This is a genomic window from Enterobacter pseudoroggenkampii (assembly GCF_026420145.1).
GTDB classification, from domain to species: domain Bacteria; phylum Pseudomonadota; class Gammaproteobacteria; order Enterobacterales; family Enterobacteriaceae; genus Enterobacter; species Enterobacter pseudoroggenkampii.
Genome location: NZ_JAPMLV010000001.1, coordinates 1,227,436 through 1,250,446, shown reverse-complemented (window position 1 = coordinate 1,250,446; position 23,011 = coordinate 1,227,436). Strand labels below are relative to the sequence as shown.

Sequence of the window (23,011 nt, the reverse complement as noted above, 5' to 3'; positions counted from 1 at the left end):
TACCCGGCTTGAGATAGCGCAATTTTTCTTACATCTGCGGAAAAGAGTTAACCCTGTAACAGGCGGATCAACAGCGAGCCGTTATACATGGCATCTTTGACCAGCGCCGCGCCAGCCATCGTACCCTGGTTGGAAAACTGGGTGCTTTCTACCGCAATGTTCCGGCTGTAGGCGGGAAGCGACTGCTGCTGAATACAGGCCGTAATCGCCGGGAAGAGGATCTCCGCCGCCTGGCTGAGCGGTGAGCCAATGAGGATTTTTTGCGGGTTGAAGAGGTTCACCATGATCGCCAGAATGCGGCCAACGTTATTCCCCACCCCGGTAATAATGTCCTTCGCCAGCAGATCGCCCTGGCGCGCGGCGGCGCAGAGTGAATCCACCGTTAAGGGTTGTCCGTGCAGCGAGGAGCTCATGGACTGGCTGAGCCTGACCTGCGCCAGCTCCAGCACGCTTTCCACGCTGGCAATGGTCTCCAGACAGCCGTGGTTGCCGCAGTAGCAGCGCTTACCGTACGGGTCGACCTGGGTGTGGCCAATTTCCACCAGGCTGCTGCTTCCGGCGTGGAGAAGACGTCCGTCGGTAATCACGCCTGCCCCGACGTTATGGTCGATGACCACCTGAATCACATCCCGCGCGCCGCGGGACGCGCCGAACAGCGCCTCCGCCATCGTCCAGGCGCTGATGTCATGCTGAATATAGACCGGCACGCCGGTATGGTTTTTCAGCACTTCGCCCAGCGGCATCTCTTTGACATCGTCGTAAAACGGCATGCGGTGAACAATACCATTTTCGGTATCAATAATGCCCGGCATGGTGATGGCAATCGCCGTTAAGCGTTCAAGCCGCTGCTGATGGCGAATAAAGAAGCGATCGATGTGCGAGACAATCGCGTCGAGGAGCGGTTCCTCCGCGTTGAGTGGCAGTTCAAGGCGGTCCTCTACCACCAGCTTGCTGCTCAAATCGCGCAGCGCAAGGAAGATCTCGCCGCGGCTGATGCGCAGCGACAGGTAGTGCCAGGCTTCCGTCTCAACCACCAGCCCGACTGCCGGACGGCCACGGCTGCCCGGCTCCTGAATTTCCGTCTCCTGAACCAGGTGCGCTTCCAGCATCTCGCGGACAATCTTGGTGATACTGGCAGGTGCCAGTTGTGCCAGGCGCGAAAGATCGATACGCGAAACCGGACCAAGCTGATCAATCAGGCGATACACCGCGCCAGCGTTGGTCTGCTTAATCTGATCGATATGCCCTGGCTGACTATCAGCAACCACCTCGTACTCCCTTATTTTCGAGCTTCGAAATAAACTGTTTGCTATGGTGAAGCACTTGCATGGCTGCCGTCAAATATTTACTTAGCCATGTGATTTACCGCACATTTTTGCCCCCTTTTCCCGGAAAATGCCGCCCGGCAGAGGCGCTTATTAACTGCTGTTTGAAGCGCTGTGCGGCGTGGCTCTGCTCGCGGTGTTTTGACCAGACTAGCCACATTTCGGAAACGGCATCCTCTTCGGCAATGGTCACCCAGCGCATTTCGCGCAACTGGACCCGTTTAAAGGAGGCCGGAAGAATAGACACGCCCAGCCCGGCGGCGACCAGACCGATAATGGTCATCGCTTCCCCGACTTCCTGGGTGATGACCGGGGCAAGATCGTAGCGGCGCATCAGCCCCAGGATATCGTCATACAGACCCGTTCCGACCTGCGGGTCAAAAAAGACAAACGGCTCTTTTGCCAGCTCTGCCAGCGAAACCGCCGGACGCGACGCCAGCGGGTGATCGTGTGGGATCATGGCCATCAGCGGCTCGCGCAGGATCACCTCCCACGCCAGCGTATCCGGCAGCTGGGTGTTACGCATCAGTCCCAGATCCAGGGAACCTTCATTCAGCGGCGCAATCTGCTCGCGGGTGTTTATTTCGCGCGTCTGAATATGAACATCCGGGAAATGGCGGCGGAATGACGACAGCGTTTCCGAGACGGCGCTGATAAACGGTGCCGACGAGGTAAACCCGATCCGCAGCTCTCCGGCTTCCCCGAGATAGAGCCGTTCTGCCCGGGCGGCGGCGTCCTCGACCATGCTCAGAATTTGTCGGCTGTCGTTCAGGAACTGCTTGCCCGCCGCCGTCAGGCTCACGCTGCGGTTGGTACGGGCCAGAAGGCGCGCCCCAACCTGCTGCTCCAGGATCTGAATCTGCTGGCTTAACGGGGGCTGAGAGATATTCAGCCGTGCCGCCGCGCGGCCAAAATGCAGCTCTTCGGCGACGGCGACAAAGTAGCGGAGGTGACGCAGCTCGATATTCATATTTTTAAAGTATCATTTGAGATTATTAATATATTAGACAGAATATTTACATTTTCCTACCCTGAAGAGGTGGTCATACCCGTCACCAGAAATCACGGGGATGTTTAAGCAAGGAAACTGTGTGAGTCGTACAACTACTATTGATATCGATCCGGCAAGAGATATCAATGATTTACCTGCAGCATCGCAGCCGGTCCAGTTCATTAAACGTGGTACCCCCCAATTTATGCGCGTCACGCTGGCGCTCTTTTCCGCCGGTCTGGCCACCTTCGCCCTGCTCTATTGCGTTCAGCCGATCCTGCCCGTCCTCTCGCATGAATTTGGCGTATCGCCTGCCAGCAGCAGCGTTTCACTCTCTATTTCTACCGGCATGCTGGCGATTGGCCTGCTCTTTACCGGGCCGCTGTCCGACGCCATTGGCCGTAAACAGGTGATGGTGACCGCGCTGATGCTGGCCTCGGTCTGTACATTACTCTCGACCATGATGACCAGCTGGCACGGTATTCTGGTGATGCGCGCGCTGATTGGGCTGTCGCTCAGCGGCGTGGCGGCGGTCGGGATGACCTACCTCAGCGAGGAGATCCACCCAAGCTTTGTTGCCTTCTCTATGGGGCTTTACATCAGCGGGAACTCGATTGGCGGGATGAGCGGACGCCTGCTGAGCGGGGTCTTTACGGACTTCTTTAGCTGGCGTATTGCGCTGGCGGTCATCGGGTGTTTTGCGCTGGCATCAGCCCTGATGTTCTGGAAAATCCTGCCGGAATCGCGTCATTTCCGCCCGACCTCTTTGCGCCCAAAAACGCTGTTTATCAACTTCCGCCTGCACTGGCGTGACAAAGGGCTGCCGCGCCTGTTTCTGGTCGGCTTCCTGCTGATGGGCTCCTTCGTCACGCTGTTCAACTATATTGGCTACCGCCTGATGCTCTCGCCATGGCATCTGAGCCAGGCGATTGTCGGTTTACTCTCGGTTGCTTATTTGACCGGTACGTGGAGTTCTCCGAAGGCCGGGGCGATGACCGCACGCTATGGACGCGGCCCGGTCATGCTGTTCTTCACGGCGGTGATGCTGGTCGGCCTGCTGCTGACGCTCTTCTCCTCCCTGTGGCTGATTTTTGCCGGCATGCTGCTCTTCTCCGCGGGGTTCTTCGCCGCTCACTCGGTCGCCAGCAGCTGGATTGGTCCGCGCGCGCGTCGCGCCAAAGGTCAGGCATCGTCTCTTTATCTGTTTAGCTATTACCTGGGGTCCAGCATCGCCGGGACGCTCGGCGGCGTATTCTGGCATAACTACGGCTGGAACGGCGTGGGCGGGTTTATCGCGCTGATGCTCTGTGCCGCACTGCTGGTGGGCGCAAGTCTTCATAAACGTCTGAAATAATAGGCTTGCGGGCGGATGTCCGTTTCCCGAAAAACGGCACCAGCGTACTGGTGCCTTTTCACGTTCAGGAATCCCAGGCCTGCTCTATCTTACCGGCTTCAAACTGCGGAGGCGGTTTTCGGAAACGGCGCGTTAGCCATGTCAGGTAAAGGATCCCCAGTGCCGCCCAGATGAGGCCAAGCGTCAGGGACGTCGCTTCGAGGTTTATCCACAGCACGCCGACCGTAACGGCACCAATGAGCGGCAGCAGGAGATAGTGGAACCGATCTTTCCACGTTTTGTTCAGCCCCTTACGCCGCCAGAAATGGTTGTACACCGAGAGATTAACAAACGTAAATGCCACCAGCGCGCCGAAGTTGATCAGCGCCGTCGCGGTCACGAGATCGAAGTACAGAGCCGACAGCGCCACTATCCCAACCATAATGACGTTCAGGGCCGGCGTACGCCATTTCGGATGCACGTAGCCAAACACGCGCTCCGGAAAGACGTTGTCACGCCCCATCACATACAGTAAGCGCGAGACGCTGGCGTGCGAGGCCAGGCCTGAAGCGAGCGTATTCACAAACGTGGTACACAGAAACACCGACTGGAAGAGCTTGCCGCCCACGTATAACGCAATTTCCGGCAGCGCGGCGTCCGGGTTCTTGAAGCGGGCGATCGTCGGGAAAAAGAGCTGCATGAAAAATGAGGCAACAATGAATATCAGCCCGCCATACAGTGCGGTCAGGAAAATGGCTTTGGGAATAACCCGCGCTGCGTTTGGCGTCTCTTCCGACAGCGTGGTGACCGCGTCAAAGCCGAGGAAAGAGAAGCAGACGATAGTCGCACCGGTAATAATCGGGATCAGGTGTGCATTCTCGCTGATAAACGGCTGGAGCGACCAGACCGTGCCGACGCCCTCCCCCTTGTGCAGGCCATGCACCACGAGAATGACAAACACCACCATGATGGCGACCTGCACCAGCACAAACAGGGTGTTAAAGTTGGCGACCAGATTCACGCTCTTCAGGTTCGCCAGCGTCAGGATCGTCACAAACCCCACCACCCAGACCCACGGCGGGACTTCAGGGAACAACGCGGAAAGGTAGATCTTCGCCAGCAGCACGTTAATCATCGGCAGGAAGAGATAGTCCAGCAGCGATGACCAGCCGACCATAAAGCCTAAGTGGGGGCCGATCGATTTCTGCGTGTAGGTATACGCGGAGCCCGCTTCCGGGAACTGCCGTACCAGTTTGCCGTAGCTGATGGCGGTAAACATGACGCCAGCCAGCGCCAGGAGATACGAGGCGGGCACGTGGCCGTTGCTGATACCGGACACAATGCCGAAGGTATCAAACACGGTCATGGGGGTGAGATAAGCCAGCCCCATCATGACCACCTGCCAGAGCTTGAGGGAACTGCGCAGCCGGGTTCTTCCGGCCACACGCGGCGAGTCAAGAGAGGTGTTAGTCGCCATAAACCGTCCCCCCCATGCTTACCGTGGTTTGCAATCGCGCTGTCCTTAACGCAAACCTGCTTAGCAAAGGGGGAAGTTGTAAAGAACACACGCGATCGTACCAGCGCACCGTCTCTTTCTCGCACTCACAGCAGGCGCCTGACTGGCCCCCTTCGCCCTGCGGATAGTTGAACATCTGCATCATTTCCTACCTCGTCACACAGTGTCGTTAAGAAAATCCCTGTGCCGCCTGCGCTCCATAACGCGACTCCCGGGAGATAGCTGGCGTGCCAGCGAACAGTTAGGCCAGGCTCCGCGCAGGCCGTTGGGTGATACGTATGCGATAAAACAAAGCGGCCCCTTACCGGGGCACGTTATCAGGCGTTTTTCAGCATCCACTCAATTTCAGTTTCGGTAATCAGGCGTTCAAACTGCAGCAATTCATCATTTTTGCAGGCGTGATAGACGTGGCAGAAACGCTCGCCCAGCCGCTCGCGAAGATGATCGTTTTGCATAAATTCCCACAGCGCATCGCTCTGACGGATCGGGAACGGCAGTCCGTCCTGCTCCAGACCATTGCCTTCCACTTCTTCCTGCAGGGGTAAATCGTTATCCAGCCCATGTAGAATGCCGGCAAAAATCGCCGCCATCACCAGATACGGATTCGCGTCAGCGCCCGCCACCCGGTACTCAACCCGATGGTTATGGCGATCGCCGCAGGGGATACGCAGGGCAACGGTGCGATTATTGTGTCCCCATGACGCCTGCGTCGGCACGTACATTCCCGGCTGGAAACGTCGGTAGGAGTTGACGTTCGGTGCCAGCAGCGCCATGGATGCCGGCATCAGATCGATCATCCCGGCCAGCGCGCGTTTCAGCAGCGCGGAATCCTCGCCGTTGGCGTCTGCGAGCACGTTTTCGCCTCGGTTGTTTTGCATGCTGATGTGGATATGCATCCCGCTGCCCGCATGCTCTTCATACGGCTTTGCCATAAACGTGGCGTGCATCTTATGTTTTTCCGCCATCTGCCTGACGAGACGTTTTAGCGCCAGCGCATCGTCGCAGGCATCGAGCACGTTTTCCGTATGGTGCAGGTTAATCTCAAACTGGCCCGGGGAGGCCTCGGCCACTGCCCCGTCGGCGGGGATCAGCTGCAGCTGAGCCAGCTCGTCAATATCGTTCAGCACGTCAGCAAAGTGGTTCAGGTTATCAACCGAGTAGACCTGACTCTGCGTGTTACGCACGTCGGTGCCCGGCGCACAGGGTGGCTGCAGATAGCCGTCGGCATCGCGTTTACGGTCAAGTAAATAGAACTCCAGCTCTACCGCTACCACGGGGAACAGACCGCGCTGGCGCAGCTGCTGCCAGAGTCGGTTGAGTACGTTCCGCGGCTCAACGTCAAAGGGAGCGCCATCTTCATCGACCATGGTGAGCTGCACCTGACCAATGTATTCCGGGTCGGCGGCGGACGGTGTCAGGGTGCCCGGTACCGGCACGCAGATACAGTCCGGCTCGCCGAGCTCCTGCCCCAGTCCCGCCTCTTCCACGACGTTACCCAAAATGTCCATGGCGAAAACCGATGCCGGGAAATAGCAGCCTTTTTCAAGTTTGCTCAGTCCGGCAACCGGGATGCGTTTGCCGCGAAAACAGCCGTTCAGGTCGGTCAGGAGGACGTCAATAAACTGGGTGTCAGGATACTTTTCTAAATAGCGCTTCACTTCCTGCGTAAAGGCGCTGCCCCGCCTCTCATCCGTGTGCTGCACAAAGTTCTCAACTTCTACGATATTGGTTTCCATGATTTACCACCGTTTTTGGGTTTTGCGTTCGCTGCTCAGGACTGTCAAATATAATGTCCACCCTATCGAATCTGTATGCAAACAAATTGTTTGTCAAATGTTAAATTAAGTTTGCAAAAGGCAGATCCCGTTGCTAGATTGAGAAAATATTGAACGAAAAGGCCGTTTCAGAGGTGAGAATGGCCTAAATTTAGTCCACTTTGTGAGGGCGATCATGGAAAATATAATGAACAAGCCAGTTATTGGCGTGGTGATGTGCAGAAACAGGCTTAAGGGTCATGAGACCCAAACCCTGCAAGAAAAGTACCTGAATGCCGTTATTAACGCAGGGGGCTTACCTATTGCCTTACCGCATGCGCTGGCAGAGCCAGAGCTAATGAACGCTCTGCTGCCAACCCTGGACGGGATTTACCTGCCGGGCAGCCCAAGTAACGTGCAGCCGCACCTTTATGGTGAAAACGGCGATGAGCCTAACGCCGATCCCGGGCGAGATCTTCTGAGTATGGCGCTGATTGCCGCCGCGCTCGAAAGGCGCATCCCCATTTTCGCCATCTGCCGGGGGCTGCAGGAACTGGTTGTTGCGACGGGAGGAACGCTGTATCGCCGCCTGTTCGAGCAGAACGACCTGCTCGAGCATCGGGAAGATCCTGAACTGCCGGTTGAGCTACAATACGCCCCTTCTCATGAAGTTCAGGTTCAGGAAGGAGGACTGCTGTCTCAAATAATACCAGGCTGTAACAAATTTTGGGTAAACTCGTTACACGGGCAAGGCGCACGAACGTTAGGACCACGGCTCCGCGTGGAGGCCCGCTCGACGGACGGACTGGTCGAAGCGGTTAGCGTTCATGACCACCCTTTTGCCCTCGGCGTGCAATGGCACCCCGAATGGAACAGCAGCGAGTACGCCCTGTCACGCATGTTGTTTGAAGGTTTTATCACCGCCTGTCAAAGCCACGTTGCCGAGAAGCAACGGCTTTGACCACTATCGTAAAGGAAATGCAACTATGAGCGATGACGGACTGGCGCCAGGGAAACGTCTGTCAGAGATCCGCCAGCAGCTGGGTCTCTCGCAGCGGCGTGCCGCCGAACTGTCTGGGTTAACACACAGTGCCATCAGCACCATTGAGCAGGATAAAGTCAGTCCTGCCATCAGTACGCTGCAAAAGCTACTGAAAGTCTATGGGCTGTCGCTCTCGGAATTCTTTTCGGAACCGGAAAAACCTGATGAACCGCAGGTGGTTATTAATCAGGAAGACCTTATCGAAATAGGCAGTCAGGGGGTTTCGATGAAGCTGGTTCATAACGGAAATCCGAACCGTACGCTGGCGATGATTTTTGAAACTTACCAGCCTGGAACCACGACCGGAGAGAGGATCAAACACCAGGGTGAGGAGATCGGTACGATACTGGAAGGTGAAATATTGTTGACCATTAATGGCCAGCCTTATCACCTGGTTGCGGGGCAAAGCTATGCCATCAATACCGGCATACCGCACAGCTTCAGCAACACCTCGGCAGGCATCTGCCGCATTATCAGTGCCCACACCCCCACCACGTTCTAATTACCACTCAGTCCCGGCGTAAGCACGCTTACGCCGGGACACATAAAAACGATCGATGTCGGCATTCAACGGGTTAATTCCCGGGATGCCTCACGGCTTCGTATTGCCTGAAACGGCCATGCCTTTATTTATCTGATTGCGAAAGAAAGGAGTGAATATGCATTTTAAGCACCTGACTTACTGGCAGGATAAAGCAAAAAACAGCGCCATTGAGGCCCGGTTATTTATTAACGGTGCCTATTGTGACGCCGCCGATAATGCCACATTTGACACCGTCAATCCCGCTACCCAAAAGACGCTGGCGAACGTGGCCCGGGGCAAGCAGGCGGACGTGGACCGTGCAGTTCAGGCCGCGCGTGAGGTATTTGAGCGCGGTGACTGGTCACAGGCGTCTCCGGCGCAGCGCAAGGCCGTGCTAAATAAGCTCGCCGATTTGATGGAACGCCATAGCGAAGAGCTGGCGTTACTGGAAACGCTGGACACCGGTAAACCCATCCGCCACAGCCTGCGCGACGATATTCCCGGCGCGGCTCGCGCTATTCGCTGGTACGCCGAAGCGGCGGATAAAGTCTACGGCGAAGTGGCGCCTACGGGTCCGGGCGAGCTGGCGATGATCGTGCGCGAGCCCATCGGGGTTGTTGCGGCCATCGTCCCCTGGAACTTCCCGCTGCTGCTGGCCTGCTGGAAGCTGGGCCCGGCGCTGATCGCGGGCAACAGCGTGGTACTGAAACCGTCGGAGAAATCGCCGCTCTCCGCCCTGCGGCTGGCCGGGCTGGCGAAAGAGGCGGGCCTGCCGGACGGCGTGCTGAATGTGATAAGCGGTTACGGCCACGAAGCGGGCCAGGCGCTGGCGCTGCATCCGGAGGTTGAGGTGCTGACGTTTACCGGCTCTACCCGTACCGGCAAGCAGCTGTTGAAGGACGCGGGTGAAAGCAACATGAAGCGCGTCTGGCTGGAGGCAGGCGGCAAGAGCGCCAACATTATCTTTGCCGACTGTCCGGACCTGGACAAGGCCGTAAGCGCGACCGCCGCCGGGATTTTTTATAACCAGGGACAAGTCTGTATCGCCGGTACCCGCCTGCTGCTCGAAGACAGCATCGCCGATGCGTTCCTGGCAGAGCTGAAAGCGCAGGCCCGTCACTGGCAGCCAGGCGATCCGCTCGACCCCGACAGCACGATGGGCATGCTCATCGACGCTGCACACGCCGATGCCGTCCACACGTTTATTCGCGAGGGAACCCGGAAAGGCTCGCTGCTGCTGGACGGGCGGGAACAATCATGGCCTTCCGCAGTCGGTCCAACCATTTTTGTCGACCTCGAGCCCGACTCCCCGCTGTGCCGGGAAGAGATTTTCGGGCCGGTGCTGGTCGTTACCCGATTTAAAACCGAAGAAGAAGCCTTAACGCTGGCCAACGACAGTGAATACGGACTTGGCGCGGCGGTATGGACCCGCGATCTCTCCCGCGCGCACCGCATGAGCCGCCGCCTGAAAGCAGGCTCGGTCTTCGTCAATAACTATAACGACGGCGATATGACCGTACCCTTTGGCGGCTATAAGCAGAGCGGCAACGGTCGCGATAAGTCCCTGCACGCGCTGGAAAAATTTACCGAACTGAAAACCATCTGGATTGCCCTGGAGCCTCAATCATGACCGAACATACCACCAGCTACTACGCGGCCAGCGCGAACGCTTACGAACCTTTCCCGACGCTTAACGAGTCGATCAGCTGTGACGTATGCGTGGTGGGCGGCGGCTATACCGGCCTCTCCTCCGCGCTGCACCTCGCCGAAATGGGCTACGACGTGGTGCTCCTTGAAGGGGCGCGCATCGGCTTCGGCGCCAGCGGACGCAACGGCGGCCAGCTGGTTAACTCCTACAGCCGCGATATCGACGTGATCGAGAAAAACTACGGACCCGATGCCGCCAGAATGCTCGGGAGCATGATGTTTGAAGGCGGGGAAATCATCCGGGAGCGTATCCAGCGCTATCAGATTCAGTGCGACTATCGTCCCGGCGGGCTGTTTGTGGCGCTAAACCATAAGCAGCTGGAGACGCTGGAGGAGCAAAAAGCCAACTGGGAACGCTACGGCAACACGCAGCTCGAGTTGCTGGACGCCAGCGCCATCCGCCGGGAAGTCGACAGCGAACGCTATACCGGCGCGCTGCTGGACCGCAGCGGGGGGCATATTCACCCGCTGAACCTGGCGATCGGCGAAGCAGACGCCATTCGCCTGAACGGCGGGCGGGTATATGAACAGTCCCCGGTGACCGCCATTCAGCACACCAGCCCGGCCGTGGTGAGCACGCAGCATGGCCAGGTGACGGCCCGCTACGTGATCGTCGCCGGGAATGCTTATCTGGGCGATAAGATCGAACCGGAACTGGCAAAACGCAGCATGCCCTGCGGCACTCAGGTGGTGACCACCGCCCCGCTGCCGGAAGAGGTCGCCCGCACGCTGATCCCCAATAACTACTGCGTGGAAGATTGTAACTACCTGCTGGATTACTACCGTCTCACCGCCGACAACCGCCTGCTGTACGGTGGTGGCGTCGTGTATGGCGCGCGCGATCCGGACGATGTCGAGCGCCTGGTGATGCCAAAGCTGCTCAAGACCTTCCCTCAGCTGGCAGGCGTCAAAATCGACTACCGCTGGACGGGCAACTTCCTGCTGACCCTGTCGCGTATGCCGCAGTTTGGTCGTCTGGATAAAAACATCTATTACATGCAGGGCTACAGCGGCCACGGCGTGACCTGCACCCACCTGGCCGGACGGCTGATCTCGGAACTGTTGCGCGGTGACGCTGAGCGCTTTGATGCGTTTGCCAACCTTCCGCACTACCCCTTCCCGGGCGGCCGCAGCCTGCGGATTCCATTCACGGCGATGGGCGCGGCGTACTACAGCCTGCGCGATCGTCTTGGCGTATGATCGTTTTCGACAAAAGGGTATCTGATATGAGTAACCAGGAATTTCATCAGCGCAGACTTTCTGCCACCCCGCGCGGCGTAGGCGTAATGTGTGATTTCTTTGCCCGCACGGCGGAGAATGCCACGCTTACCGACGTGGAAGGCAACGACTATATTGATTTCGCCGCCGGGATCGCGGTACTGAATACCGGCCATCGTCATCCTGAACTGGTGGCTGCCGTGGAAAAACAGCTTCACCAGTTCACCCACACGGCCTACCAGATTGTGCCGTATGAAAGCTACGTTTCATTGGCCGAAAAACTTAACGAGCTGGCCCCGGTGCAGAGCCCGGCCAAAACGGCGTTCTTCACCACGGGCGCGGAAGCGGTGGAAAATGCCATTAAAATCGCCCGGGCCCACACCGGCAGACCGGGTGTGATAGCCTTCGGGGGAGGCTTTCACGGCCGAACCTATATGACCATGGCGTTAACCGGCAAGGTCGCACCTTACAAGCTCGGATTTGGTCCCTTCCCGGGGTCGGTTTATCACGTGCCGTATCCCTCCGAGCTGCACGGCATCACGACGCAGGATGCCATCACGGCGATAGAACGCCTGTTCAAAGCAGATATTGAGGCGAAACAGGTGGCGGCGATTATTTTTGAACCCATTCAGGGTGAAGGCGGATTCAACGTCGCCCCGCCAGAGCTGGTGGCCGCCATCCGCCGCATCTGTGATGAGCACGGGATCGTGATGATTGCCGACGAAGTGCAGAGCGGCTTCGCCCGTACGGGTAAGCTGTTTGCCATGGAACACTACGCGGACAAACCCGACCTGATGACGATGGCTAAAAGCCTTGCAGGCGGAATGCCGCTGTCCGGCGTGGTGGGCCGCGCCGACATCATGGACGCGCCGGCTCCCGGCGGCCTGGGGGGAACCTATGCCGGCAACCCGCTTGCGGTGGCCGCCGCGCACGCGGTGCTGAAGATTATCGACAACGAGTCGCTGTGCGCGCGCGCCCGTCAGCTGGGCGATCGGCTGAAAGCCACGCTGGAGGAGATTCAGGGCACCTTCCCTGCGCTCGTGGCGATAAGGGGAAGAGGATCGATGATTGCGGCGGAGTTTTTTGACCCCGAGAGCCGTGAACCTTCAGCCGCCATCGCGCAGGCGATCCAGCAAAAGGCGCTCGCTCAGGGCCTGCTGCTATTGATCTGCGGCCAGTACGGCAACGTGATCCGCTTCCTTTATCCGCTGACCATCCCGGATGCCCAGTTCAACCAGGCGCTGGCGATCCTGCAACAGGTTATGCGCGATAAGTCCTGAGTGCCCACCAAAAACCGTCTCCCGGAATGCCGGGGACGGTTTCAACGGAGGAGATCTGCTCAGATTTCCTCCGCGTGGGAAATGTTGGGGAATTTGGTCCGTTTCATTGTATGCTCCCTGAAACACATCCCCGGCATGAGGAAATAAGAATTGCAAAAAACATCAGCCTATCAGTCACTTGTCAAAACCTTCCAGCGTCTCTCCCGCTTCTCGCACCTCTCCTCCATCGCCAGCTGGGACATGTTCACCATGATGCCGCCCAGCGGCAGCGCCGCGCGCGGCGAGGCGCTGGCAGAGATGAGCGTCCTGCAGCACCAGCTCCTGACCGATAAAAAAGTCGGCGACCTGTTAGCGGCGGCGGCAGGGGAAGATCTGAATGACGTCGAACAGGCCAACCTGCGGGAAATGACGCGCCACTATCAGCAGGCCTCGCTACTGCCGGAAACGCTGGTGGAAGCCAAATCCCTGGCGGGCAGCAGGTGTGAACACGCCTGGCGCACACAACGTCCCGCCAACGACTGGCAGGGTTTTTCCGCCAACCTGAAAGAGGTGGTCAAACTCAGCCGTGAAGAGGCGCGCCTGCGGGCGGAAGCCAAAGGCTGTACGCCGTACGATGCGCTGCTGGATATTTTTGAACCCGACATGACCAGCGCCCGTCTGGACGTGCTGTTCGGCGACATGAAGTCCTGGCTGCCGGACCTGCTGGCAAACGTCGTGGAAAAGCAGGCTCAGCGATCGTTTGTTCCTCCTCAGGGGCCTTTCCCGACGGCAACACAGCGTGAACTGGGCCTGGAAGCCATGAAGATGCTCGGCTTCGATTTTAACGGTGGTCGCCTGGACGTGAGTGCGCACCCGTTCTGCGGCGGCGTACCGGAGGACGTGCGCATCACCACGCGCTATGACGAGGATGAACTGCTCAGCGCGCTGTTTGGCGTGATCCATGAAACCGGACACGCGCGCTACGAACAAAACCTGCCGCGCGCATGGGCAGGACAGCCGATTGCGCTGGCCCGCTCAACCGCGATCCACGAATCCCAGAGCCTGTTCTTTGAGATGCAACTGGGACGCAGTGAAGCCTTCCTCAAGCATCTTCTCCCTGCGGTGCATGCCCGCTTTGGCAGCCAGGCGGCGTTCAGCGAAGAGAACTTTATCGCCTGGAACCAGCGCGTGAAGCCGGGCTATATCCGCGTCGATGCGGACGAAGTGAGCTACCCGGCGCACGTGGTGCTGCGCTATGAGATTGAGCGGTCGCTGATCAACGGCGAGATCGAAGTGGACGATATCCCTGCCCTGTGGGACGAGAAAATGCAGGCCTGGCTCGGGTTATCTACCAAAGACAACTACCGCAACGGCTGCATGCAGGATATCCACTGGACCGACGGCGGTTTTGGTTACTTCCCGTCGTATACGCTGGGAGCCATGTATGCCGCACAGTTGTTCCATGCGGCCAAAACGGCGCTTCCGGGTCTGCAGGCCTCCATCGCTGAAGGCGATTTTTCTGCACTTTTTGAATGGCTGCGTCAGAACATCTGGCAGCACGGCAGTCGCTTCAGCACGTCGCAGTTAATCACCCAGGCGACGGGCGAGGATCTGAACATCCGTTACTTCCGCGAACATCTGACCTCCCGTTATTTGTAATCTGTTTGGCCGGGGGTGAGGGATCTCAGGTAAAAGAGCCGTATGTTCCCCCCTCACCCCAGCCCTCTCCCTCAATGGAATGTGGGCCGTCTGTGCTAGCCCCCCGGCAATGTACATATGGTTACACGCCGATACCAATCACTCACGGAAACCTCGAATTTACAGGGATATAGTTATTTCAACGGCCCCGCAGTGGGGTTAAATGAAAAACCAAATTCGAGGGTATGAGAATGAATAAAGTATTAGCTCTGGTTGTTGCCGCTGCTATGGGTCTGTCTTCTGCTGCATTTGCTGCTGACACTACCGCAACTGCTGCACCGGCTGCCGCACCTGCTGCAACCACCACCGCTGCCCCAGCAAAAGCGGTTCACCATAAGAAACATCACAAAGCTGCAGCGAAAAAAGAAGCCGCTGCACCTGCAACCGCAGCACCAACCGAGCAGAAAGCTCAGGCTGCCAAAAAGCACCACCACAAAAAAGCCGCTAAACCGGCTGTAGAGCAGAAAGCACAGGCTGCTAAAAAACACCACCACAAAAAAGCCGCTAAACCGGCTGTAGAGCAGAAAGCTCAGGCTGCTAAAAAGCATCACAAAAAAGCAGTAAAACACGAAGCTGCTAAACCAGCTGCACAGCCAGCTGCGTAAGAGTACAAGCTAAACCGTGCCCTTCGGGGCACGTTGGTAAACCGGCGCCGAACCGGAACAGGTTCCGCGCCGTTTTTTTTATCCGGAGGGCGTATGCTGCGACGCTATCGGTTTGAGCTGATTCTGATCCTGCTTATTTTATGCGCGCTCATCGCCAGCCATTTTTATCTTTCCTGATTGTAGCACGCTGATTTTACTCCCACTTTAGCGCTGTCCCGTCTATAGTATTTTCATAGGGTTCACTTTTAATAATCATAATTACCCCCACCAGAGTGTGATATGCGTAAATCTGTTGTGTTGTTACTGGGAACGTTTGGTCTTTTTTCTGGATTTTCACATGCGGATGATGGCGGTGATGACACCATTAGCGCGAAAGAGCTAAAGACGCTTTTTTTCGGTCATGACGATCGCACGCGCGTCGCCGATCCCACTCAGGCCCCCTGGGATGCTATAGGTCAACTGGAAACCGCCAGCGGTAACTTATGTACTGCGACGTTGATCACCCCGCAGCTTGCCCTGACGGCAGGCCACTGTCTGTTAACTCCACCAAACGGCAAGCCGGATAAAGCGGTTGCCCTGCGGTTTGTGTCGCAAAAAGGGACCTGGCGCTATGAAATCCACGGCATTGAAGGTCGGGTTGATCCTTCTCTTGGCAAACGCCTGAAACCGGATGGTGACGGCTGGATCGTGCCGCCGGGGGCTGCCTCATGGGACTTTGGCCTGATCGTTTTACGCTACCCGCCTTCAGGCATTACGCCGCTGCCGTTATTTGAGGGCGACAAAGCCGCACTCACCGCCGCGCTGAAAGCCGCCGACCGGAAGGTGACGCAATCGGGCTATCCTGTCGATCATCTGGATACGCTTTATACGCATACCGACTGTATTGTGACGGGCTGGGCGCAAACCAGCGTGCTCTCCCATCAGTGCGATACGTTACCGGGCGATAGCGGCTCACCGCTGATGCTGAAAACAGATAACGGCTGGCAGCTGATCGGTGTGCAGAGCTCTGCCCCGGCGGCGAAAGATCGCTGGCGCGCCGATAACCGGGCCTTGTCCGTGACCGGTTTTCGCGACAAGCTGGAAGCGCTGGCGCAGCAGTAAATCAGCAGCGTCTGACCTTACGTAACGCTCTGATTGACTCAATCGGCATCGGCTGGCTGAACCAAAAACCCTGCAGTTGATCGCAGCCAGCCAGCCGCAGCAGTTTCATTTGCTTCTCGGTTTCCACCCCTTCTGCCACCACCGCCATGCCCAGCGCATTGGCGATCCGCACCGTGCCGCTCACCAGCGCGGCCGCCTGTTCATCGTGGTCCACCAGCCCGGCCAGGGATTTATCGATCTTGATGGTGTCGAAGTTAAAACGCCGCAAATAGCCAATGCTGGAATAACCGGTACCAAAATCATCCAGCGCCACCGCGGTGCCCAACGCTTTAAGATTGGCTATCGCCATGCGGGCACGCTCCGGGTTTTCCAGCACGTAGGACTCCGTGACCTCAAGCTGCAGTCGGTGGGCCGGAAAACGGGTGGTCTCCAGCACGCTGGCCACTTTTTCTTCAAAGGCGGGATCGCGAAATTGCGCGGGGGAGATATTTACGGAGAGCTTTAAGTCGCCGTACGGCTGCAGATCCTGGCAGGCCCGCTGCAACACAAACTGGCCCAGCTTGTAAATCAGACCGCTGGTCTCCGCGATGGTGATAAAAATATCCGGCCCAAGCGGCCCGTCCGGACGACGCGGCCAGCGGACCAGCGCCTCGACGCTGCTCATTGTCTGGCTGTGGGCGTCAATAATCGGCTGATACCAGACCTCAAACTCATCGCGTGCCAGACCGTCACGAATCTGATTTTCAATCGCCAGCTTGCGTTCCCGGACGCTGTTCAACTCCGCATCATAGTGGGTAATACGCCCTTTCCCGCTCATTTTGGCGTGATACATGGCAATATCGGCGCGGCGAAACAGTTCTGAGCTGTTGCATTCAGTCAGGGTTCCGCTGGCGATACCGATACTGGCCCCGATATGGATGGTGCGTTCCCCCAGTTGAACCGGGGTGGTGAGAAAATCCAGCACCGAAACGGCAAAGGCGGTAGCCAGCGCCTCTGCATCATCACCGCCGATGGTCATGGCAAATTCATCCCCGCCCATCCGCGCCAGCATCCCGCCCGGCGGCACGCGTTCACTCAGCGTTTTCGCAATCGCCACGATGAGATCGTCCCCCACGCTGTGACCATAGATATCATTCACATCCTTAAAACCATCGAGATCGATAAACACCACGCTTTTGACGTCGGTATCACCGCGTAAACGCACCCGATCCAGAGCCTCGATGAGTGCACGCCGGTTAGGCAAGTGGCTTAGCCAGTCCGTTCTGGCAACCAGACGCGCCTGGCTTTCTCCTCGCGCAAGCTTGTACAGCCCCACGCTGCTCACCAGAATAAAGAGCAGGATCAGGGCCGATGCCAGCACCACAATCTGCCTGATATCAGAAGATGCCGCCTGGGCGGCCTGCGCCCCCGGAAGCCGCGCCTGCCAGTTAAGATAGCCCAGCAGCTCCCCAGCCGAACTGCGCAGCGGCATACTCAGCTCGTTAATTTTTTCCGGCGTAAAGTGAAGGTTATCGATCTGAAAGGTCGCTCCCAGGTCGGATAAGATTCTGGCGTTCAGATGACGGGTGATCACCAGATAGCGGCGTGTTCCGTCGGTAACCTGTAATCTTCCAACCATCGGGCGAATCAATCCAATGCCCACAAAAGCGACGCCGCTGCGTGTTTTGCTGATCCCGGCATAGATATTTTTATCGCTTGATAAGTCGCGCGCGTGCTGAGTAATAAGGGCTTTCAGCCCCTTACCAAAAAAATCGAGATTCGTCTCCTGAAAAGGCTGACTTTTAAACGATCCCCAGATGACATTGAAATGCTCATCCAGCACGAAGGTCCCGTCATAGAGGTTATTGATTTTAAAGCCAGCACCCCAGGTGTTATACAACCAGTCCGTATCGAGCGTGGGACGGTAGGCCTCCCGCACCGCATCGTCCCAGACGGCGTTATCCAGCACCAGCGAGGAGACGCGATTAACCGAGGTCTGAATAGCCCCCTGCACGGAAAGCGCCGTACGGTGTTCATCAATTTCGTTGGTTTTGGTGCTGATAAGATGCAGGGAAAGATAGAGCAGTGCGATGATGGAGATGATTAAGCCGATCCCCGCCATGAAGACCATGGCAAACAACGTTCTCGCATTGGGAATATTGCGCCAGCTTAATGTGCGATACATCAGCCATCCTCTTCATGTTTTGCTTTTCTAAGCGTAATACAGGCAGCGAATTTCGCTGCCTGTAAATCATGGTTTGAGGTCTGTCAGGCGAGTTTTATCATGATCATGCCGGCAAGCAGCAAGATGAGCCCCATCCAGCCCTTGTTATTTAAACGCTGGCCGAAGAGTACCCAGCCTGCGGCCAGCGTGGCGGCGATACCAAAACCGCCCCACAGCGCATAGGCCACCGAAAGATCGATCCCTTTTACCGCCTGAGACAGGGCGCTGAACGCCCCCAGAACCGCGGCAATCGACATCAGGCCGTAGAGTTTACGGCGAAAACCATCAGAGAATTTCAGCAGAACGTTCGCCAGGATTTCCAGCACAATGGCGAACCCCAGCCAGGCCGCATGAACCCATTCAAACTGTTGCATGGTTCTGCTCCTTCTGCTGTTTGCCAGGTTTTCGGGTACCGGATTTAATCAGCACAATACCCGCGACCAGCGTCGTTAACCCGGCGACCTTCATTGGTGTTAATGTTTCGTCAAATATCAGCACGCTGAACAGCGTAATCAACAAAATACCGATCCCTTCCCACAGTGCATACGCGACGCCCAGCGCAATTTTTTTCACCGCAAACGAGAGGAAAATATAAGAAAGCGAAATCATCACCAGCATCAAAATAAAACCGGTGTTGCCATCGCTGATGCTTGCCCACTTCATAGACAGCGTGCCGGTAATTTCAGCGATAATTGCCAGCGCTAATAGGATCCAGTAAAACATGTTTTTCTCCTGCTTGAGAATATAATCCATCGTGGCCCGCTGCGTGCAGCAAACCAAAAAATACGAATTGAAATCAGACAGCTAAGCGCTTAGCGCCAGCTCAGGCAGAAGAGATGACTATAGTGCGGTGCGCCAGTGTTGCTCACCAGAAAGCAGGCAGAAGGAGGTGGAGTATACAGCGGTATTGTTTGAAGAGTACGTCCTGAACATATTGTCCATAAAATTACAATTATCCGCGTTGTTGCTTCTCGTCTTTGCGGATGAAAATTGTCCTCGGTAGTTAAACACACTAAATTTGTACCATAAGCCAGGGTTTTACTCAAAGTCTTTGCAATTCTTTACCCATCCCGTTTGATTTTGGTTAGTTTATTGCAATGCCTTTCACCTTTATTATAAATAAAAAGATTTTCCGGAGTCACCATGGCTAAACCCATCATTACCCTGAACGGGTTAAAAATTGTCATCATGCTGGGCATGCTGGTGATCATATTGACAGGCGTTCGTTTTGCCGCCGACATTATTGTGCCTTTTATTCTGTCCCTGTTTGTTGCAGTGATCCTTAATCCACTGGTACAGCGCATGACGCGGCTACGCATTCCGCGCGTGCTGGCCATCACGCTGCTTATCAGCATCATTATTGTGGCGATGGTCTTGCTGGTGGCGTATCTGGGGACCTCGCTAAACGAACTGGCGCGAACGCTGCCAAAATACCGCTCTTCGCTGGCGATACCGCTGCTGCAGCTTGAACCCTGGCTGCAGCGCGCGGGTATCGAAGTCTCGGTTGAGGAACTCCTGAAATATATCGACCCCAATGCGGCCATGACGATCGTCACCAGCCTGCTGGCACAGCTTTCCAATGCCATGACATCCATTTTCCTGCTGTTTTTAACGGTGGTGTTTATGCTGCTGGAGGTGCCGCAGCTGCCGGCAAAGCTGCAGCAGATGATGGTCCGTCCGGTTGAAGGGATGGGGGCGATTCAACGCGCGCTGGACAGCGTCTCCCACTATCTGGTGCTGAAAACCGCCATTAGTCTGGTCACGGGCGGTGTCGTCTGGGTGATGCTTCTGGCGCTGGACGTTCGCTTTGCGTTTGTCTGGGGGTTGCTGGCATTTGCGCTTAACTACATTCCCAACATCGGCTCCGTGCTGGCGGCGATCCCCCCTATCCTTCAGGTGCTGGTTTTCAGCGGGCTTTATGACGCGCTGATCCTGCTGGCCGGATACCTGGTCATCAATCTGGTGTTCGGTAATATTCTTGAGCCACGCATGATGGGGCGAGGGCTGGGACTTTCCACGCTGGTGGTCTTTTTGTCCCTGATATTCTGGGGCTGGCTGCTCGGGCCCGTTGGGATGCTGCTCTCCGTCCCGCTGACCATCATCGTCAAGATTGGTCTGGAGCAGACGGCGGGAGGGCAAAGTATCGCCGTGCTGCTGAGCGATATGAGCCATCAATAGCGGTCAGTCCGCCATCGACAGGAGGGGCTTGCGGGTCCTTCCACCTTCGCGATACGTACCGATCGCTCTCTGCCATTCCGCCAGTGGATACACCGTGACGTCGCTGTACCCACTGTTGGGCAAATTAAGCCAGATGCGGTCAAACTCGGCGCGCCACGCCTCAGCGCTGAGCGCGTCCAGACCGTTTCGGATATGGAACCACGCCACGCGCGGCACGGGCCGTTGCTGTCTGAAGGTTTGCCCGGAGAGTAGGCCGTAGCAAACAAACATGCCCTGCTCGGGCATCACGCTGAGGATCGCTTCCGCAAGCGGCCCGCCGGTGGCATCGTAGACGATATCGCTGCGGGCGGCGACGGTGCCGATTCTGTTTGCGTCATGCTGCGCGACGGGAATGATCCCCATCGCCTCCAGCCGTTCAGCATGCACGGCAGAACGGTGAATGCCATACACCGCTTCCGCCCCCGCCTGACGCGCCCACTGCCCCAGCAGAATGGCGCAATCCGACCCGGCAGCCGTGAGCAGCACCCGCTTTCCACGAGGCGGGTAGCGGGTCAGCATCATCTGCGCCGCCAGCGGGTTGATGTAGGCCCGCGCGGCCAGGTGCGAGTCGACAACGTCCGGAACGGGTATCGCATACTCTGCCGGGCAATCCACATAGCGCTGCCAGGTGCCCTGACCGCGCAGCGGCAGGACGCGCTGCCCCACCAGATGCTTAAACGAGGCGGGCGCCCCGGTGACAATACCGACACCTTCATACCCCGCGACCGCCGGTAAAGAGGTTCTGTGACGGTAGGCGCCGGTAATGGGAATGAGATCGGACGCGTTCACCGGAGAAAACAGCATTCGCACGCGGAGATGACCCGGCGCAAGCGCCCCCAGCGGCGCGGTTTCAGGTTGCAGAACGGTTTCTGGCTCGCCAAAATGGCGATACCAGAGGGCCAGGTTTTCCATTACGATCTCACGGCTGCTAGCGGAACTACTCGCGCCAGCCCATTGCCGGTGCGACATGTTTGAGAACAGACTCAATCACGTGCGCATTATAATCCACACCCAACTGGTTCGGTACGGTCAGTAAAAGCGTGTCCGCCTCGGCAATCGCCTCGTCCTTTTTCAGCTGTTCAACCAGCTTGTCCGGCTCCGCGGCATAGCTGCGGCCGAAGATGGCGCGCGTTTTCTCATCAAGATAACCCACGCTATCGCTGTCGTTGCGGCTGGCACCGAAATACATCCGGTCGCGGTCGTCCATCAGCGCAAAAATACTGCGGCTGACCGACACCCGCGGCTCGCGCGTATGCCCTGCCTCTTTCCAGGCCTGACGGTACGCGCGGATCTGTTTTGCCTGCTGAATATGGAACGGCTCACCGGTTTCATCGTCCTTCAGGGTTGAGCTTTGCAGGTTCATTCCCAGCTTTGCGGCCCATACGGCCGTCGCATTTGAACCGGCGCCCCACCAGATACGCTCGCGCAGCCCTTCAGAATACGGCTCCAGGCGCAGCAGCCCCGGCGGATTCGGGAACATTGGCTGCGGGTTCGGTTTGGCAAACCCTTCCCCACGCAGCACCTCAAGCAGCACCTCGGTATGACGACGCGCCATGTCCGATTCGTTTTCCCCTTCCTGCGGGACATAGCCGAAATGACGCCAGCCATCAATAACCTGCTCCGGGGAGCCACGGCTGATGCCCAACTGCAGGCGACCACCGGAAATCAGGTCCGCCGCGCCCGCATCTTCAGCCATGTACATCGGATTTTCATAGCGCATATCGATCACGCCGGTGCCGATTTCGATGGTCTTCGTTTTTGCGCCAATAGCGGCCAGCAGAGGGAACGGCGAGCTAAGCTGTCGGGCAAAGTGGTGCACGCGGAAATACGCGCCGTCTGCCCCCAGCTCTTCAGCCGCCACGGCTAAATCGATGGACTGCAGCAGCGTGTCTGCCGCCGAGCGCGTGCCGGACTGCGGTGAAGGCGTCCAGTGGCCAAAGGATAAAAACCCGATCTTTTTCATAACCATGTGTCCTGATAATGCGTTGCGTTCTGTCCACTTTACGCATTACCCGGTGAGAATAAATGCCGTTTATTTAACGGAGTGATTCAAATAAATTGACAGAATTGAGCGGGGCGTCATTACGCGCCATAATGGGATATAATATCCCCCACTTTTTTCATGGCAGGTAAAACCGGCAATGGCTTTGATCCCCAAAAACTACGCGCGGCTGGAAAGCGGCTATCGCGAAAAAGCATTAAAAATCTATCCATGGGTGTGTGGACGCTGCTCGCGCGAGTTCGTCTATTCCAATCTGCGTGAACTCACGGTTCACCATATCGATCACGACCATACCAACAACCCGGAAGATGGCAGCAACTGGGAGCTGTTGTGCCTGTTTTGCCACGATCACGAGCATTCGAAATACACCGAAGCGGATCAGTACGGCACCACCGTGGTCGCCGGGGAAGACGCGCAAAAAGACGTGGGCGTTGCCACGTTTAACCCGTTTGCCGATTTAAAGGCGATGATGGATAAGAAGAAGTAATCCTCTTCCCCTCGCTCACATCGTGCTCTG

General features: G+C 57.1%; 22 protein-coding genes. 12 read left to right on the top strand and 10 right to left on the bottom strand.

The window, feature by feature from the left end:
* Positions 1 to 47: 47 nt before the first annotated feature.
* Positions 48 to 1,268, bottom strand: coding sequence for a sugar metabolism global transcriptional regulator Mlc (gene mlc / locus OTG14_RS06130; RefSeq protein WP_024909131.1), 1,221 nt, complete (start codon positions 1,266 to 1,268; stop codon positions 48 to 50).
* A gap of 94 nt (positions 1,269 to 1,362) precedes the next feature.
* A complete protein-coding gene (locus tag OTG14_RS06125) occupies positions 1,363 to 2,295 on the bottom strand; it encodes a LysR family transcriptional regulator (RefSeq protein WP_048989573.1) in 933 nt (310 codons plus the stop codon).
* Positions 2,296 to 2,416: 121 nt separating this feature from the next.
* Here OTG14_RS06125 and OTG14_RS06120 point away from each other — a divergent pair, with 121 nt between their 5' ends.
* Complete coding sequence (locus tag OTG14_RS06120) at positions 2,417 to 3,670, top strand: MFS transporter (protein ID WP_267214729.1); 1,254 nt, start codon at positions 2,417 to 2,419, stop codon at positions 3,668 to 3,670.
* 64 nt (positions 3,671 to 3,734) lie between these two features.
* Here OTG14_RS06120 and OTG14_RS06115 read toward each other — a convergent pair whose 3' ends face one another.
* Together OTG14_RS06115 and OTG14_RS06110 are read right to left on the bottom strand one after the other, a co-directional pair.
* Entirely contained in the window at positions 3,735 to 5,126 is a 1,392-nt protein-coding gene (locus OTG14_RS06115) for an APC family permease (protein WP_024909134.1), read from the bottom strand.
* 356 nt (positions 5,127 to 5,482) lie between these two features.
* Positions 5,483 to 6,901, bottom strand: coding sequence for a glutamine synthetase family protein (locus tag OTG14_RS06110; protein ID WP_028012975.1), 1,419 nt, complete (start codon positions 6,899 to 6,901; stop codon positions 5,483 to 5,485).
* A gap of 214 nt (positions 6,902 to 7,115) precedes the next feature.
* On the opposite strand from OTG14_RS06110, the gene puuD reads away from it, so the two are divergent.
* The 9 genes from puuD (at position 7,116) to OTG14_RS06070 (ending at position 16,072) form a co-directional block, all read left to right on the top strand.
* Entirely contained in the window at positions 7,116 to 7,880 is a 765-nt protein-coding gene (gene puuD / locus OTG14_RS06105) for a gamma-glutamyl-gamma-aminobutyrate hydrolase (protein ID WP_248272138.1), read from the top strand.
* Between the two features lie 25 nt (positions 7,881 to 7,905).
* A complete protein-coding gene (gene puuR, locus OTG14_RS06100; RefSeq protein WP_058661265.1) occupies positions 7,906 to 8,463 on the top strand; it encodes an HTH-type transcriptional regulator PuuR in 558 nt (185 codons plus the stop codon).
* A gap of 157 nt (positions 8,464 to 8,620) precedes the next feature.
* Positions 8,621 to 10,114 carry an aldehyde dehydrogenase PuuC gene (gene puuC / locus OTG14_RS06095; RefSeq protein WP_267214728.1) on the top strand — a complete coding sequence of 498 codons (1,494 nt, stop codon included), beginning with the start codon at positions 8,621 to 8,623 and terminating at the stop codon, positions 10,112 to 10,114.
* A complete protein-coding gene (locus OTG14_RS06090) occupies positions 10,111 to 11,391 on the top strand; it encodes an NAD(P)/FAD-dependent oxidoreductase (protein ID WP_063621496.1) in 1,281 nt (426 codons plus the stop codon). Before puuC ends, OTG14_RS06090 begins: the two co-directional genes overlap by 4 nt.
* A gap of 26 nt (positions 11,392 to 11,417) precedes the next feature.
* A complete protein-coding gene (gene puuE, locus OTG14_RS06085; protein ID WP_048222882.1) occupies positions 11,418 to 12,689 on the top strand; it encodes a 4-aminobutyrate transaminase in 1,272 nt (423 codons plus the stop codon).
* Positions 12,690 to 12,839: 150 nt separating this feature from the next.
* A complete protein-coding gene (locus OTG14_RS06080) occupies positions 12,840 to 14,327 on the top strand; it encodes a carboxypeptidase M32 (RefSeq protein WP_267214727.1) in 1,488 nt (495 codons plus the stop codon).
* Positions 14,328 to 14,557: 230 nt separating this feature from the next.
* A complete protein-coding gene (asr, locus tag OTG14_RS06075; protein WP_032651095.1) occupies positions 14,558 to 14,971 on the top strand; it encodes an acid resistance repetitive basic protein Asr in 414 nt (137 codons plus the stop codon).
* Between the two features lie 93 nt (positions 14,972 to 15,064).
* On the top strand, positions 15,065 to 15,148 hold the full coding sequence (ydgU, locus tag OTG14_RS23870; protein ID WP_021241182.1) for a small membrane protein YdgU: 84 nt from the start codon (positions 15,065 to 15,067) through the stop codon (positions 15,146 to 15,148).
* A 102-nt stretch (positions 15,149 to 15,250) separates the two neighbouring features.
* Positions 15,251 to 16,072: a trypsin-like serine peptidase gene (locus tag OTG14_RS06070; protein WP_032651094.1), complete on the top strand. Its 822-nt coding sequence runs from the start codon at positions 15,251 to 15,253 to the stop codon at positions 16,070 to 16,072.
* A 1-nt stretch (position 16,073) separates the two neighbouring features.
* On the opposite strand, the gene OTG14_RS06065 is transcribed toward OTG14_RS06070, so the two are convergent.
* The 4 genes from OTG14_RS06065 to OTG14_RS23790 all read right to left on the bottom strand — a co-directional run bounded on the left by OTG14_RS06065 (position 16,074) and on the right by OTG14_RS23790 (position 19,286).
* A complete protein-coding gene (locus OTG14_RS06065) occupies positions 16,074 to 18,236 on the bottom strand; it encodes a bifunctional diguanylate cyclase/phosphodiesterase (protein WP_267214726.1) in 2,163 nt (720 codons plus the stop codon).
* Between the two features lie 83 nt (positions 18,237 to 18,319).
* Positions 18,320 to 18,649, bottom strand: coding sequence for a multidrug/spermidine efflux SMR transporter subunit MdtI (mdtI, locus tag OTG14_RS06060; protein ID WP_008502462.1), 330 nt, complete (start codon positions 18,647 to 18,649; stop codon positions 18,320 to 18,322).
* Positions 18,636 to 18,998 carry a multidrug/spermidine efflux SMR transporter subunit MdtJ gene (gene mdtJ, locus OTG14_RS06055; protein ID WP_024909145.1) on the bottom strand — a complete coding sequence of 121 codons (363 nt, stop codon included), beginning with the start codon at positions 18,996 to 18,998 and terminating at the stop codon, positions 18,636 to 18,638. Before mdtJ ends, mdtI begins: the two co-directional genes overlap by 14 nt.
* A 117-nt stretch (positions 18,999 to 19,115) precedes the next feature.
* Positions 19,116 to 19,286 carry a protein YdgV gene (locus OTG14_RS23790; RefSeq protein ID WP_085930315.1) on the bottom strand — a complete coding sequence of 57 codons (171 nt, stop codon included), beginning with the start codon at positions 19,284 to 19,286 and terminating at the stop codon, positions 19,116 to 19,118.
* Positions 19,287 to 19,418: 132 nt separating this feature from the next.
* On the opposite strand from OTG14_RS23790, the gene OTG14_RS06050 reads away from it, so the two are divergent.
* Positions 19,419 to 20,453: an AI-2E family transporter gene (locus OTG14_RS06050; protein WP_267214725.1), complete on the top strand. Its 1,035-nt coding sequence runs from the start codon at positions 19,419 to 19,421 to the stop codon at positions 20,451 to 20,453.
* Positions 20,454 to 20,456: 3 nt separating this feature from the next.
* Here the strand turns inward: OTG14_RS06050 and OTG14_RS06045 are convergent, their stop codons facing one another.
* Positions 20,457 to 21,404 (bottom strand): zinc-dependent alcohol dehydrogenase family protein, encoded by a 948-nt coding sequence (locus tag OTG14_RS06045; RefSeq protein ID WP_267214724.1) that lies wholly within the window; start codon positions 21,402 to 21,404, stop codon positions 20,457 to 20,459.
* A 25-nt stretch (positions 21,405 to 21,429) separates the two neighbouring features.
* Complete coding sequence (locus tag OTG14_RS06040) at positions 21,430 to 22,455, bottom strand: LLM class flavin-dependent oxidoreductase (RefSeq protein WP_157189044.1); 1,026 nt, start codon at positions 22,453 to 22,455, stop codon at positions 21,430 to 21,432.
* A gap of 178 nt (positions 22,456 to 22,633) precedes the next feature.
* Between OTG14_RS06040 and yajD the strand changes: the two genes are divergently transcribed.
* On the top strand, positions 22,634 to 22,981 hold the full coding sequence (gene yajD / locus OTG14_RS06035) for an HNH nuclease YajD (RefSeq protein WP_003857471.1): 348 nt from the start codon (positions 22,634 to 22,636) through the stop codon (positions 22,979 to 22,981).
* Positions 22,982 to 23,011 lie beyond the last annotated feature (30 nt).